The sequence below is a fragment of the Solibacillus sp. FSL K6-1523 genome (assembly GCF_038005225.1).
Classification (GTDB): domain Bacteria; phylum Bacillota; class Bacilli; order Bacillales_A; family Planococcaceae; genus Solibacillus.
This window is the reverse complement of the sequence record NZ_JBBOSU010000001.1, coordinates 1,643,649-1,658,578: the sequence shown is the minus strand read 5'-3', so window position 1 is coordinate 1,658,578 and position 14,930 is coordinate 1,643,649. Positions and strand designations below refer to the sequence as shown.

Sequence of the window (14,930 nt, the reverse complement as noted above, 5' to 3'; positions counted from 1 at the left end):
AAGGGTGCAAAATACGTTACAATTCCCTTAATGTTAATATAACCTTATTCCTGATTTAGTTATCCTATTTAGAAACTACTGCACTCACCAAGTTCACCTCTGCTCATTTATTTTATATACTCATTGAAATTGACCTTACTTTGCTTATTATACTTATTGATAGGCAATTTGTAAAGATTGTTTCATCCTCTTAAAGTTGCAATGATTCTATTTGGTTTCAATAACAGATCAAAAGCATCTTCAATACTTATACATACAATGTCCGCATTCATTAAAGATTTTGCTGAACATCCTTCATCACCGATAACAATAATGGAGATGCTGCATGCTTCAAACATTCGGCCATCATTAAACCCATTTCCAATACATATGCATTGTTCTGCTCCAAGTTTTTCTACAATTGCTCGTTTATTTTCTGCAGCATTTGCGTTATCAAATATTTGGATTTCAACAGGCACACCAGCACATTGATCTTTCACAGTACCGTGCGTATCAGCCGTTACTACTTGTACTTTGACTCCTTTATTATGTATAGCCACTATTTTCTCTTTTACGGAAGGGATGATTTTCCCATCACGAGCGATTGTTCCATTATAGTCTAACAATAGATTTCCAACTTTTATGATACCTCTTCCGGGTATATTTATTTCCACTATTAACTACCTCCATATTGAATTTGATTCCCCATCCAATTATTTACTTCTCTCCAGCTTAGCTTTTTCGCTGCTATCCAACTCACACCATGTTCAGTTCTCTTTCCAGGCTGAAAATTATAGTCGTCTGACCAATAATAATTGTCGTTATCTTTTATAAGAATTGCATCTTGAATAATTGAGTCATTATTTTCTGGAGTCGGAATAATACAAATACCGATCACATTTTCAAAATGTAATTCAATTGCAGAGGGGTAACTATACTGACGTTGAAATAACATTTTTACATTAGTATCTAACTCTCCAGGAACAGTCATAGATAAATCTTCATTTACATATGTTCCTGTCCACATGTGCATTTCCCTCAAGCATCCATCATGAAAATAACCGAATCTCTCTAGTAAATTCTTAATATCCGACTCATCTTTCACTTCAATCCAATTCATTTTTATTGTCCTCCGATAACTTTTGTCCCCTTAGTTTAATACGTCTTCGCGATAAGGAAATCCTCCTCTTTATACAAAAAACCACCTAAAACGCGGCACTGCCTGTCGTTTTTGAGACAGTAATAAAACACCTATTTTAAGCAACCTGTTGTCGGTATTTTACCGGTGACAGGTTGTTTAGTTTCGTTTGGATACGGGTATTATTATAATAATTTATATATTCTTCGACGATACGAATTACACATGCATTAGTCGTGCTGTGTATGTCGTCAAGATAAAACGTTTCTGACTTTAGCGAGGAGTGAAACGTTTCGATTGGGGAATTATCCGCTGGTGTGCCTTTACGAGACATACTCATGGTAATTCCTTTTTCTTTCACTTCTTTTTGATAATCGTAAGACGTATATACAGAACCTTGATCACTATGCAAGATGACGCCTTTTGGCAATTGTTTAAGCTGGTCAAGCGTTTCTAAGACAAACTCTGTATCTTGTGTTGAACCAATTGTATACGCGATGATTTCCCCATTATACAAATCCATAATGCTTGAAAGATATAACATCGACTGTCCAAAAGGCAAGTAAGTAATATCGGTTACGAGCTTTTGTAAAGGAGCTGTTGCGTTAAAGTCACGGTTTAACGTGTTATCAGCTACTTTAGATGGTTGACCAGTCCGTTTACGCTTTTTCACTTTTACCCGACATGACCAATTATATTTCTGCATCACTTTTTGGATAGTCTTTTCACTGATTCCAGAGAATAAGGCTGCTATTTTCCGATAACCATAACGATATTTATGGGTTGCACAAGCTTCACCAATCGCCTGATCTCGCTCGGCTTTTTTAGAAGTATTCCCGGTATTCTTTCGCCAACGATAATAGGACGCACGTGCTACACCCATATGCACACAAATCGATTGAATTGACATAAATCCTTTCAATCTTTCCACTAAATCTACGAATACTAGCCCAACCACTTCCTCTCCAATTCTACATACTTTTTTAAAACTTCGATTTGTTGTTTAAGATAAAGATTTTCAGCTTGTAAACGAGCTTCCTCAGAGTCATATTCTGGCCCTTTTCCGTAGGAATATTGCTTTCCTACCGGTTGATGCAATCGCTGAGTTTCTCCTGCTTTATACCATCGCATCCAAATCATTAATTGTGATTTATTCTTAATTTTTAATTCCTCTAGTATTTCCTTAACTGGAATACCTGCTAATCTCATTTCAATTGCTTTAATTTTAACTTCAGCTGGATAACTTACTCTTCTTCCCATAGAAAAAACACCTCCACGTTAATTTATTGGTATTAAATACCTGATTTAAACGTAAGGTGTTTTTTATTTGTCTCATTTTTTTAGGTCAGTGCGCGCTTTGTTTCAAACGTTTTAGATGGTTTTCTTTAATAAAACCGTACCTACTTATGAAACGGTTCCCCATAATAGGTTTAAATGCGGTTTTACTACTTAATAAAAAATCTGATAATTCACTTCAATTTAAACTATAACCTCAAAATTATATCGATCTATCTTCTTTTATTAATCTTTATTTTAAATTAAAAAGAGAAAATAGGTGCAGAATCTATTTGTTTATATCTAGATCCACTATCCTTTTCCCAAAACTTTCTAAATTTAATCCCTCTTTTTAATTGCTTACCTGTAATATAAAAACTCATATCAATTAGATATGCTGAAAATTGTTCCTTTTTTTGATTTTCAGAAGATACATTTTCCTTAATTAAATGTAAATATCGTGCATTTACTAGATTTCTAAGTAGCCCCTCATATTCTTCCTTTTTTGAATTAGGGAATAAGAATACATTTGTATTTTTATCTACTACAATTTGCTCTTCTATCATTGCTAATGCATTTTCCACCATGTCGGGGGTGATATTTTCACCGTACTCTATATCAGTATCTTTTTCTTCCCTCATAGCTCTTACTACTGAGTAGATTTGAGCTTTTCCAATCCTGTCAGAACCATCTGCTACTGCATTATCTACTGCATCCCTAAACATTAATAAAAAGTCCCTAGGTGTTCCACCTGATGCAATAACTAAATTTAAGATTGATTCTTCATTAACAAAGATGCTTTCTATATCAGACGTCTGAATTTCCAAATCTTTCCTTAATGAGCACAGAATTCTTAGTAAAAATGTTTTTAAGCCTAGAATATCAATTAAATCTCTATCTAATTTCACTATAGAAAAATCATCTTTCACAGAAAGAATCTCATCATTTTCATTATTTAGCTTTATTCTATTTGGTAATGTACACAACTTAAAACAAAATGCGCCATTACTGCTTTGCTTGTACAAATTATGGAAATAATGTATTAACCGTACATGCTTATCCAACTTTATTTGATAAAAATCATCTAAATAGATTGAAATTTCTTCTCCAACTACTTTTTTATAATTAGATAAAAGTATAGCTAATGGTTCAACTAATTCATCTAGCATATTTGTCTTAGTCTTTTTTACAACTTCTTCATATGTTATTTCTGAACTTGTCTCATCTTTAGACTGATTACTCTCACTTACAACCTCATTTCTCAAAACTTGCCTCATTGCTTCAAGTTTGATTCCTACACTTTTAATAGCAGTATTAAAATTCGCTCCCCCACCTAATGTAGAAGAGGCACTTTTTTGGGAACTTGATTCTTCGGTATTTGCTTGTGTATTTACTTGAGTTGTAGATTTTCTATATGTTATTTCTTCTGGATACTCGTAAATCTCATCTAAAATTTTATTTAGAGATTGAAAATATCCATTTAGAGATTCTAATTGTGCTTTCTCTTTCTCAGAAATAGTATTACCGCCACTTTTACCTTTAATAAAAGGTACTCTGGTTTTAGAAGAAGCCAATTGCTTTTCAATTTGAACCAACTTTTCACCGAGCCCTTTTAAAGCAACACCAATAATTTCATTCATTAGCTTAATAATAATCTTATTAACAGGATAATCTCTAATATGCTGACAATCATACTTAATAATAGCACCATTTACTTTTTCTTTTGAAACAGATAGCATTAAAGTTGTTTTTCCTGAACCTCTTCTGCCGATAATAATATTATTATTCGGAATTTTAATTTTCCTTTTATTCGAAAAGGTATCTATATATATTAAATTATCTTGTAAATCATCCTTAATTTTTCTTCTCCTATACAATTCAATCTCATCTAATAGAGATGAAAGTTTCTCTGAATTTATCTCCATATATTTCCCCTTTCAGTTAATATTACCTCTAATTATACCTTATAAATTTATAATTAATAGTTAAAAGGTATCAATATTCCCCCTTTTTCTTAAGAAGAAAAAATCCCATATAAAAAAATAGCAATTCAACTAAATAATTAATTGAATTGCTATTTCTATAAACCGCACCTACTTATGATACGATTCCCCATTTCAAATGTGAGGACGATTTTTCATTTCATTTAAAATTACTTCTTAACAAATCTATTTCTGAAATCGCAAAAAACGAACTATATTACAGATTTCAGTTGGGAATTTAACTGCAAAAATTGAGTTAATTATTCTTCTCTAAATAATCCAAAGTCGCTTGCCCTAACACATTTGCTGCGATGCGCAATGCTCGCTCATCGATATCGAATTTTGGATGGTGATGCGGGTATACTTCCTCCCAAGCTGGATTTTTTGCTCCTGTGAAGAAGAATGATCCTGGAATTTCCTCTAAGTAGTAAGCAAAATCCTCGCCGCCCATAATCGGTTCAATATATTTAACTGCTTCCACACCTGCAACTTTTTCTGCAGATGCCATCACATGCTCTGTTTCCGTATCATGATTCACAACTGGTGGATAACCTCGAACAAATTCGTATTCATAATCTGCCTTCGTTAAATAACATGTCGCTTTTAATAACTCTTCAATTTCACGTTCTAATAAAGCGCGCTCCTCTTCATGGAAAGTACGCACAGTCCCTTTCATATATACTTGGTCTGCAATCACGTTGAAAGGATTTAATGCTTCAATATGTCCAATCGAAACGACTGCTGGGCGCAACGGATTAATACGGCGTGAAACGAGCTGTTGCAAATTGGTAATAAACTGCGCCGCCATCACAATCGAATCTTTCGTATCACTAGGATTCGAACCGTGACCGCCCTTACCTTTAATCGTAATATAAACACCGTCTGCCGCAGCCATTAATGGGCCTTTAGCAGAATGCACTTCTCCAAGCTCAATTGGTGCCCATAAATGCGTGCCGAAAATAACATCTACACCTTCCAAGCAGCCATCCTGAATCATCGCAATCGCCCCACCTGGTGCAATTTCCTCAGCATGTTGATGAATAAACACAATTGTCCCTGCTAATTCATCCTTCATTTGATTGAATGCTTTCGCTAAAATTAACAGTGATGCTGTATGCCCATCATGTCCACAAGCATGCATACGCCCTTTCACTTTTGATTGGAAAGGTAGTCCCGTTTCTTCTGTAATAGCTAAAGCATCAAAATCTGCACGTAGCGCTACTGTTTTCCCTGGTTTGCCGCCTACAAGCTTTGCGACAACACCACTCCCACCAACACCTTCACGCACTTCATGGCCTAACGCGCGATGAAATGCCGCAATTGTTTTTGGCGTTTCAACTTCCTCAAAAGATATTTCAGGATTTTCATGGAAATAACGACGAAGCTGAATCATCTCTTCTTCGTATTCATTTAATAGACTAGCTAGTTGCTCTTGTTGTAAAGCTGTCATGGAAAACACCCCTTATTTTAAGTAAATATAATCACCAGGTCCTAGCGGTAAACCGAGTAAGAACCAAATTGCAAACAGTAAAATCCAACCGATTGCGAAGAACACCGAGAATGGTAATAAAGCCGAAATCAGCGTTCCAATACCGATATTTTTATCATAACGCTTTGCAAACGATAATAATATAGCAAAATACGCAAGCATCGGTGTAATTGGATTTGTAATCGAGTCCCCTACACGGTAGGCCATTTGTGTAATCGCTGGAGAATAGCCTAAATAGAAGAACATCGGCACAAAAATCGGTGCTAGCAATGCCCATTTTGCAGAAGCACTTGCGATTAATAAGTTAATGAACGCACACATTAAAACAAAACCAATCATCAACGGTAAGCCTGTAAAGTTAAGCGCTTGTAATAGTTCTGCACCTTTAATAGCTAAAATCGCGCCGATATTACTCCAGTTGAAAAAGGCGATCATTTGTGAAGCAGCAAATGCTAATACAATAAACGGTGCTAGATCAGCAATTGATTTGAATATTTTCTCCGCAACGTCCTTATCATTTTTAACTTCCTTCGCTGCAATCCCGTATGCAAGACCCGGTAAAAGGAAGAAAAATAACATAATTGGTACAATCCCAGACATAAATGGTGAATCTAAAAAGCCGCCTGTCTCAGGGTCACGTAATAGCCCGTTCGATGGAATGACCGTCATTGCAATAATGATAGCATAAACAAATGCAACGATACTTGCCCATTTTAAACCGCGTTTTTCTAAATCTGTCGCAGGCTCTAGCTTTTCAATTTTCCCTTCAAATTTACCGAAGCGAGGTTCCGTAAACTTTTTCGCAACCCATGTACCGATAACGACGATTAAAAACGTCGAAACAATTAAGAAGTAATAGTTCATCGTTGCACGACCCTTATAATCTGGATCTGCAATTTGCGCTGCTGACTCTGTAATTCCTAATAATAATACGTCGATTGAGTTAATAATAATATTGGCACTAAAACCACCAGCCACCGCCGCATATGTAATAATTAAACCTGCTAACGGATTTCGACCAAGACTCATAAAAATCATTGCCGCAATTGGTGGTAAAATGATAAATGCGGCATCAGCGGCAATGTTACCAACTAAACCTGCAAAAATAACAAACGGCACAATTAATTTTGTAGGGGCCGACATAACAAGCTTTTTCATAACAGCCGAAATAAGTCCCGTTTGCTCAGCTAAACCAATACCAATCATTGTCACAACTACCAATCCTAAAGGAGCGAATCCTGTGAACGTTGAAACCATCTGTGTGACGATCAAAATAAGCCCTTCTTGGCTTAGCAGATTTTTCACTTGAATGACATTGTCTGTACCCGGTTGGACTGCCGAAACACCGAACATTGATAGGATCCATGATAGAACAAGGACTAAGCCCGCTAGAATGACAAATAGCGTAATAGGATCCGGTAATTTATTGCCCGCGTATTCAATCCTATCTAACATTTTGTCAACCCAGGTTTTTTTTCTTTCAGTTTTAAAATTTTCTTCCATGCAATCGCATCTCCTTCTATACTTCATCTGACGACACGAGCGCCGCATTAAAACATTTTTGCGGTATAAATAAAACGAGATTTTCTGTTATATTATTCACACAAAAAAATCCTTTATAATGGTTTGATGGTAATATACCATTCAAAACCAAAACAAAGGACATAAGCATAGCTAAGTTTACATGAAAAACATCATTTAAACAACATTTCTTGTCGATTTTCATTATAAAAGTAACCGTTAACCCTTCAGCCTAATTATGAAATTACTACCGAAATCCTATACATAGAAAAAAGCGGAATGAATTGCAATAGTTTTGGCATATCATTCCACTCATTATTGTCCAATACTAAATTTCTTTCGTTTCCTCCATCAACCATCCGCGCTCTTCTTCATTTAAATAAGGAGCTAGCTTCGTATATACATCCTGATGGTAATTGTTTAACCATTGCTTTTCACTGTTTGTTAGCATTTCTACATCGATACCCGCTAAATCAATTGGACAATAAGTAATTGTTTCGAAATTCATAAATTGACCAAATTCTGTTTTTTCATCTTCCGCGACGATCATTAAATTTTCAATCCGGATGCCATATTTTCCTTCAAGATAGATTCCCGGTTCGTTCGTAAGGATCATACCTTTTTCTAATGGTACATGATTATTACTTCGTATGCTTTGTGGTCCTTCATGAACATTTAAGAAAAAGCCGACCCCATGTCCAGTCCCACATTTATAGTCAATACCATGCTGCCATATAGGTTGTCTCGCTAAAATATCTAAGTTCGCACCTGTCGAGCCATGTAAATATTTTACCGCGCTTAATGCAATAAATCCTTTTAGCACTAGAGTATAGTCTCTTTTTTGTTCTTCCGTTAGTTTCCCTAAAACGATTGTTCGTGTAATATCCGTTGTACCATCATAATATTGGCCACCTGAATCAATTAAAAAGAGTCCTTCATTTTTAAGCGTAAATTGCGTTTCTTCATTCGCTTTATAGTGCATCATCGCAGCATGTTCCCCGTAACCTGCGATTGTATCGAAACTAGTCCCCATGTATCCTTCCAGTGCTTTTCTAAAACTTTCTAATTTTTCTTCTGCCATAATCTCTGTAATTTCTTCGTTGTTTACAGCATTTTTTAGCCATTTAATAAATTTCACCATAGCTACACTGTCATTTATTTGACACCATCTCATATTTTCGATTTCAACTTCATTTTTAATCGCTTTTAAATTTGTTGTAATGTCAGGGCTTTCAACTTTCTTTGTATGGCTATTAATAGCGTTATATAATCTGATATTTAATTTATTCGCATCTAGCATAACAGCATCTTCACTTGAGAGTTTTTCTAGGAATGCTTGTATTTCGTCATTCGCTTTTAACTCGATTCCTTCCGCTTCCAATTCTAATTTAACCGAAGCAGGAACTTTGCAAGCATCGATAAATAAATAACATGTATGTTCGGCTACAATTACATTAGCAATGACAACGGGACTGTTCGGCACATCCACCCCTCGAATATTCAACAGCCACGCAATATCATCAAGAGACGTTAAAATATAATAATTGGCACCTTTATCTTTCATTTCTTCTCTTACTTCATTTAATTTTTCAACTCGTGATTTACCCGCGAATTTTACGTCATGCGTGAATAGTGGTTCTTTAGGAATTTCTGGTCGCTCTTCCCACAGAACATTAATCAAATCTCGATCCATTTTTAATTGGATGTCTTTTGCTTGTAAATCTTTTTCCATCCTTCTAACCAAACTCGTTGAAAAAACATTTCCATCAAAGCCGACAACACTTCCTTCATTTAAAACATCCGCTAGCCATTCTGAATAAAACGGTCCCCCCGGATCAACCATTTTAAATAATCGAATTCCCGAGCCTGCAAGCTGCTTTTCTGCTTGAATATAATATCTACCATCTGTCCATAACCCAGCATCTTCTAATGTAATTACGACCGTACCTGCCGAACCTGTAAATCCTGAAATCCACTGTCTACTTTTCCAATGTTCTGCTACATATTCACTTTGATGTGCATCAAAACTAGGAATAATATATGCATCCATTTGACTTTCTTTCATTAACTGTCTTAACTTTTCAACTCTACCCTTGATATTCATGATAAATTCCTCCATTTTCTTTTACAATCAATTACGCCTTAGCGTAATTGCGTCCAGATTTTTTCGAGCTCGCTCGAAAAACACCTCTAAAAAATCTGTGACATCCGCCGGGGCTTAACTTGATTCAGCCAGGGTTTGAACCCCCACTGAATAGTATTGCATTTTTGGCATTCATCCCCCACTTATAGAAGTAGGAGACTTCTGCTGAATTAAGTTAATTGTATTATTTTCACGCTCAAACAGCCATGCCGCAAGAACGATACTAAGTGCTCCCGCTGTAATTTTTGCGATAATAAACGCCCCTAACATTTCCGGGGCAACTCCTGACACAAATCCAAATTGACCGCCAAATACAAAAGCCCCACTTATCCCAAAAGCCGTACATACCACTTTCCCTTTCGGATTCATTTCCTTAAACGTTCCAAATACCAACAGATTACTCGCTAAACTTCCTAGAATACCTGCTACTGACGCTGAGTTAATACCCAATTTCTCTCCTATTTCTTTAAAACTCTTATTAAAGATTCGATTAATAAGAGCTAGCATTGGATAAGCTCCACCTAAGAAAAGTGCGATTTTGGCTACGATTAAAGTAGATTCTGAAAGCGGTGCTAACCCTGAAACGAGCGTTACACCAAAAATCACATCTATTCCTTGTAAAAGTAAACCTAGAATACTCAAACTGATTATCAGCTTTCCAAATACATTAAATATTTTTATAAAAATAGAAGGAAATTTTAATAAGCCTACTCCTAATAAAAGAGCAAAAACGAAAATCGGTACCATATTCCATACTAAAGTATTAATATTTATTTGTTGCCACAAGCCTGCTGCAAGACATCCGATTGGTATCGTAATAATGCCTATTAACACACCTTTAGAAAAATATTTTTCATCCTCTTTAGAAAGCATTCCTAACGCAACAGGTATGGAAAAACTAATGGTAGCTCCTAAAGTAGAGGCGATAATAATCCCTGAAAATTTCCCCATTTCCTCGGTCAAAGCCAGTTCATTCGCCATTTGAAAAGCTCCCATATCGACTGCTAATAACGCTGCTGGAACGATGGAAGGATCTAAATGAAAAGCCCTGAATATTGGAATAATTTCAGCGGCTAAAAAATTCGTAAAAATAGGGGCTAAAGAAAGAATTCCGATCATGCCAAGTCCTAAAGCCCCCATCGTTTTAATACCTTCCTCAAACTTCTCACCAAGTTTCAAATGATCGCCCGTCATATAATCAATTGCCCCGATGACAAAAAAAGTACCGATTATATACAATACAAGTTTATCCATTGCTATGGTCACTCTCTAGAGAGCCACGATTGTAAAGATAATTAGGCGTATTAACGGCTATTAGCTTGACCTTCTTGTTCGTATAATTTGCCCAATTGTGCGCAATCGTTGAATCCATATGAACACTGTCACCGGGATAAACTTCATGCCTCTTGCCATTTATGTACACCGTTAATATTCCCTCTAAAACATAAACGAACTCCTCGCCCTCATGCTGATAAGATACGATTTCCTCCTCTTGCTTTTGAGGTAGGATTTCGATGAGCCTCGGAACAAGTTGTTTATTTTCCAAATTCGCACTTAAACTATACTTAATAAAACCGCCTTCTACTGCATCCATTATTTCTTGTTCATAGCTTCTCAAAACCATGTCTTTCTTTTTAAGTGGATAATCAAAAAAATGTGTAACATGAACTTCCAAAATATTTGCTAGTTTTTCAAGTGTATCTACCGCTATGGTAGTGAGTCCTCTTTCTAATTGAGATAGAAATCCGATAGATAACTCGCTTTTTTCACTTAATTCTTTTAACGTAATTCCCTTGTCAGTTCTTAACTTTTTTATTTCTACACCTATATTCACGATTCCACCTCTATTTTTCATTATTGTGAATAATATAATATATATTACAGAGATAATCAATATAATATGAAGTTATTTCACGTATATGAAAATTTATAAATTGACTATTTCATCTAGGATAGTCCGTTTGACCCTAAAATCCAGAACAAAAAAGACGCTTGACCTATTAAATCAAAGCGCCTAAGAAATGGTGTTGCTGGCTACTATAGTCCAATTTTAGCCCAGTCCTTTTCATAAGTGATTATTGATAACCAACAATCTATTTTAAATTTTCCGGCAGTTTATGGATTAGTATATCCATCAATCACCGCTATCCCTGTGAATCTAATATGTGACCAGTTATCCTTGATTTCAATTAACGTTAATTCATAGCATTTAACTTTCAATTAAATCATTTACTTTTCAAATTCTGTTTTATATCTTCTTTATGTAATAGAATTTAACATATTATTCATTTCATAGATTTCCTGCAAAACTTCCATTGGACCCGTTTTTGGATTTATCTTTTTTATAATAGTTTGTGTTATAGGTTCCCCATTATATAACGCCTTTACCACATCCACCTCAATATTTGTCTCATAATAATATTTCGCCCAATTACACCATTCATTAGCCGATTTCATAATGTACTGTAGTAGATATTCTTTCCCCCCATCATTACCTAAAATCTCATTTTGTTGCCACTCATCATTTCCATTTATATACCACATACAAAATGTCGTTTCATCTCGTTCATCCACATTTCCTACTAAATCAAGAAATTCAAATGGTATATTATCATATACACACTCAAAGAAAGCATCATCCCACTCATCTGCAGCAAATTGATTTAGTTCATTTTCGTGATCAAACCCTTTCATAAATACCCCATTCTTTGTAATGAATACTATTAAATTATCACCACTCCCATTATCAATTACATACTTACAGCCTTCCTCAATTGCATAACAATTTATAAGCCTTAACCATGCATTACCTTTTGAATTCATAATAATCTAGAGTCACCATGCTATTAAGTACTTTTGGCATTTCTACTTTACTCATATATTTCATCGTATATTTGCCTCCAAATCAAATTCTAATTTCGACTCAAACTATAGTTTCTCTAACGTAGGAAATAGGGGATTTACTATTTCAACATTTAAAGTAGTGACCTCACATAATAAAATTGTTGATAATACCTCCTTTAATTGACCTATGAATATGACAGCTATTTTCCACTACACCAAAAAGCCCTTCGACGAATATTATCGAAGGCCTCTCAATATTGGTATTTAAGACTAAAACATAATTCATGCACATTAATAGTCGTTGCGACAAATGACTTGATCGCCTCTTGCAAAGGCTCATTCCCACCATAAGGGAATTCAATTGGATTGAAATTTAGTCTTCACTCAAATAATGACTATCTAGCATTATTTACACCTTTACAAATAATCGACCGAACACTTTTACATTGACAATCATTTTTGTAATCCAATGAGCTGCAACATATAAAATAATAAAGACAACTACAAGCGGCATGAATAACTTCCAGAATACAAACCAAATAAGTAACGCTACTACTGGCTTAACTTTCATTAACATTTTAGAAGGCACCAAGAGCCATTGGTACACCTTATATTGCTTTTGTAAAATTTCTAAGTACTCTAATCTGTATATCTGATTATCAGGTTCTAATCGAACTGCATTTTCCAAATAGGATAATGACTGCGCGTAATCTCCTCTATGGTTAGCAACCCAGGCTACATACAAAAATACCAACGAATTTTCTGAATCTAGTTGTAACGCTTGTTTTTCTGCTTGAAGAGCAATTTCTTGGTTACCCAAAATACTTTCAATAAAACTATAGTTTGCAAGATATAATGCATTAGATGGTTTCAACTTTAAAGCGACTAGAAAACTTTCTTTCGCCTCTTGATACCTCCCCTTTCTCTCGTAAATATTTCCTTCGAAATAATAAAAATAGGCTCTATCAGGAAACAACGTTAAAGCTTCTTGAATTGCAGCCATTGTCTCGTTTTCCTTACCATCTTCGTAAAGTATTCCTACCCTTAATTCCCATGCAGTTTCATTTTCTGGGTCTTTCTTTAATGATTCGAGTGACCAATGCAAGGCCTTTTTATAGTCCCCTTGTTTTAAATAAACTTTACTCAGTAAGGCATAGCCGTCCGCATCTTCGGGATATTGTTGAATATAGCTTTCCGTCTCACTAATGGCTTCTTTCAAACGGTCCCAATCATATAATTGTTCAATCCGGATGAATTGTGCATATTGCGCCTCTTCATTCATGCATCCCACACCCTATCTAATCTTATTCTCTTTTAAATAATCCAGGACTTGTTGATAGTCTTTATTCACATCACTAAAGGTCGCATAATTTTTAGCTGTTGAAAACCATTCCAAAGTGGTTGGCTTACGTCGACTCAATGCTTCGCTTAAATCATTATTCGTTAACGGTTGCAATTCGCCCATTTCTAGTGAACGTTGTAATACAGACTCAATGGCATCTCCAACAAGTTGTTCAAGATCTGCCCCCGAGAAATGTGCTGTTTTACTAGCAATTTTTTTATGATTTAGTGAATTCTGTGGCTTGTCTTTCAACTTTAGTTTCAGAATAACCTCCCTTTCTTCTACAGCAGGGGGGGAAATAAATAGTAATTGATTGAAACGACCAGGTCTCCTTAATGCGGAATCCAAATACCACGGTGTATTCGTTGCACCGATGACATAAATGCCATGGTTATGGGCATCTAATCCATCTAACTCAAGAAGTAATTGATTGACAAGCATCCGCTCATGATGCTGTCTCATATTTTGACGGTTTCCACCAATTGCATCCAATTCATCTATAAATAAGACACATGGTTTGTTTTTCCGCGCAGCTTCAAATACATCGTGAAGATTATGTTCACTTTCTCCTATATACATTGACAAAATCGCCTGTAATTCCATATGTATAAAGCTAGCGTTTATTTCACCAGCAATCGCTTTTGCTAAAAATGTTTTCCCACAGCCTGGTGGTCCATAAAGCAGTAAACTTCCTCCTGCTTCTTTTCCATATGCTTTAAAAAACTCTGGATTTTTAAGAGGGAGAATAAAATTCATCTGAATCTTTTTCTTAACTTCCTCCAAACCACCAACGTCCGCAAAAGTTTCACTCGGCTCAGTCTTTTCAATAAGCGTATTTCGATCTTTATCAAATTGAATTACTTTTAGCTGTTTTCGTTTTCCTTCATGATCAATTGTCATAACAATCCCCTTTGCATAAACTCATTCTTTATTCCAAGTATATTGGAATAATTATACTGGTTAATTTTAGGTTATAACACAGAAATTGTATACAGGTCCAAAGACACGTTACAAAAGGTGCCAGTCATTCAAACAATTATGTTTGAGTGACTGGCACCACGCTTATATTATTGCCCTTGTACTGGAACCTACAATGAATTTTACATTATAAAAAAAGAGATGAATGCACCTACTAAAAAGGAAAAGATGCTCCAAAGTCTTTAAGCTAAATTCGCTTATATATCTATTTGGAGCCCTTGGACGTAAAACGAATATGC

General features: G+C 35.4%; 12 protein-coding genes. All 12 read right to left on the bottom strand.

Translation table 11 applies throughout. From position 1 onward, the window contains the following. Positions 1-182: 182 nt before the first annotated feature. Entirely contained in the window at positions 183-653 is a 471-nt protein-coding gene (locus MHI10_RS07790) for an HAD family hydrolase (RefSeq protein ID WP_340784451.1), read from the bottom strand. Positions 654-655: 2 nt separating this feature from the next. Beyond that, a complete protein-coding gene (locus tag MHI10_RS07785; protein ID WP_340784449.1) occupies positions 656-1,099 on the bottom strand; it encodes a hypothetical protein in 444 nt (147 codons plus the stop codon). Positions 1,100-1,235: 136 nt separating this feature from the next. Beyond that, positions 1,236-2,377, bottom strand: a protein-coding gene (locus MHI10_RS07780) for an IS3 family transposase (protein ID WP_340782087.1) whose coding sequence is annotated in 2 segments (ribosomal slippage) — positions 1,236-2,092 and positions 2,092-2,377 — 1,143 coding nt in all. Because the reading frame shifts where the segments join, the coding sequence is not laid out codon by codon here. Positions 2,378-2,655: 278 nt separating this feature from the next. Next, entirely contained in the window at positions 2,656-4,317 is a 1,662-nt protein-coding gene (locus tag MHI10_RS07775; protein WP_340784448.1) for a hypothetical protein, read from the bottom strand. Between the two features lie 313 nt (positions 4,318-4,630). Then, a complete protein-coding gene (locus MHI10_RS07770) occupies positions 4,631-5,824 on the bottom strand; it encodes a M20 metallopeptidase family protein (protein WP_340784447.1) in 1,194 nt (397 codons plus the stop codon). A gap of 12 nt (positions 5,825-5,836) precedes the next feature. Further along, positions 5,837-7,366 carry an AbgT family transporter gene (locus MHI10_RS07765; protein ID WP_340784446.1) on the bottom strand — a complete coding sequence of 510 codons (1,530 nt, stop codon included), beginning with the start codon at positions 7,364-7,366 and terminating at the stop codon, positions 5,837-5,839. A gap of 346 nt (positions 7,367-7,712) precedes the next feature. Further along, entirely contained in the window at positions 7,713-9,488 is a 1,776-nt protein-coding gene (locus tag MHI10_RS07760; protein WP_340784445.1) for an aminopeptidase P family protein, read from the bottom strand. A 171-nt stretch (positions 9,489-9,659) separates the two neighbouring features. Next, positions 9,660-10,781: an ethanolamine utilization protein EutH gene (gene eutH, locus MHI10_RS07755; RefSeq protein WP_340784443.1), complete on the bottom strand. Its 1,122-nt coding sequence runs from the start codon at positions 10,779-10,781 to the stop codon at positions 9,660-9,662. Continuing rightward, on the bottom strand, positions 10,774-11,361 hold the full coding sequence (locus MHI10_RS07750) for a helix-turn-helix domain-containing protein (RefSeq protein WP_340784442.1): 588 nt from the start codon (positions 11,359-11,361) through the stop codon (positions 10,774-10,776). The genes eutH and MHI10_RS07750 overlap by 8 nt, the downstream gene beginning before the upstream one ends. A gap of 425 nt (positions 11,362-11,786) precedes the next feature. Then, the gene (locus MHI10_RS07745) at positions 11,787-12,350 is read right to left on the bottom strand and encodes a hypothetical protein (RefSeq protein ID WP_340784441.1); all 564 of its coding nucleotides are present in this window, start codon (positions 12,348-12,350) and stop codon (positions 11,787-11,789) included. Between the two features lie 430 nt (positions 12,351-12,780). Continuing rightward, positions 12,781-13,653: a tetratricopeptide repeat protein gene (locus MHI10_RS07740; protein ID WP_340784439.1), complete on the bottom strand. Its 873-nt coding sequence runs from the start codon at positions 13,651-13,653 to the stop codon at positions 12,781-12,783. Between the two features lie 12 nt (positions 13,654-13,665). Next, entirely contained in the window at positions 13,666-14,613 is a 948-nt protein-coding gene (locus tag MHI10_RS07735) for an ATP-binding protein (RefSeq protein ID WP_340784438.1), read from the bottom strand. Between the last annotated feature and the right edge of the window lie 317 nt (positions 14,614-14,930).

What these genes read in the sequence shown, in the direction of transcription:
- MHI10_RS07785 (WP_340784449.1), bottom strand. Translation starts at nt 1,099, where the DNA reads ATGAATTGGATTGAAGTGAAAGATGAGTCGGATATTAAGAATTTACTA.
- MHI10_RS07775 (WP_340784448.1), bottom strand. Translation starts at nt 4,317, where the DNA reads ATGGAGATAAATTCAGAGAAACTTTCATCTCTATTAGATGAGATTGAA.
- MHI10_RS07770 (WP_340784447.1), bottom strand. Translation starts at nt 5,824, where the DNA reads ATGACAGCTTTACAACAAGAGCAACTAGCTAGTCTATTAAATGAATAC.
- MHI10_RS07765 (WP_340784446.1), bottom strand. Translation starts at nt 7,366, where the DNA reads ATGGAAGAAAATTTTAAAACTGAAAGAAAAAAAACCTGGGTTGACAAA.
- MHI10_RS07760 (WP_340784445.1), bottom strand. Translation starts at nt 9,488, where the DNA reads ATGAATATCAAGGGTAGAGTTGAAAAGTTAAGACAGTTAATGAAAGAA.
- eutH (WP_340784443.1), bottom strand. Translation starts at nt 10,781, where the DNA reads ATGGATAAACTTGTATTGTATATAATCGGTACTTTTTTTGTCATCGGG.
- MHI10_RS07745 (WP_340784441.1), bottom strand. Translation starts at nt 12,350, where the DNA reads ATGAATTCAAAAGGTAATGCATGGTTAAGGCTTATAAATTGTTATGCA.
- MHI10_RS07740 (WP_340784439.1), bottom strand. Translation starts at nt 13,653, where the DNA reads ATGAATGAAGAGGCGCAATATGCACAATTCATCCGGATTGAACAATTA.
- MHI10_RS07735 (WP_340784438.1), bottom strand. Translation starts at nt 14,613, where the DNA reads ATGACAATTGATCATGAAGGAAAACGAAAACAGCTAAAAGTAATTCAA.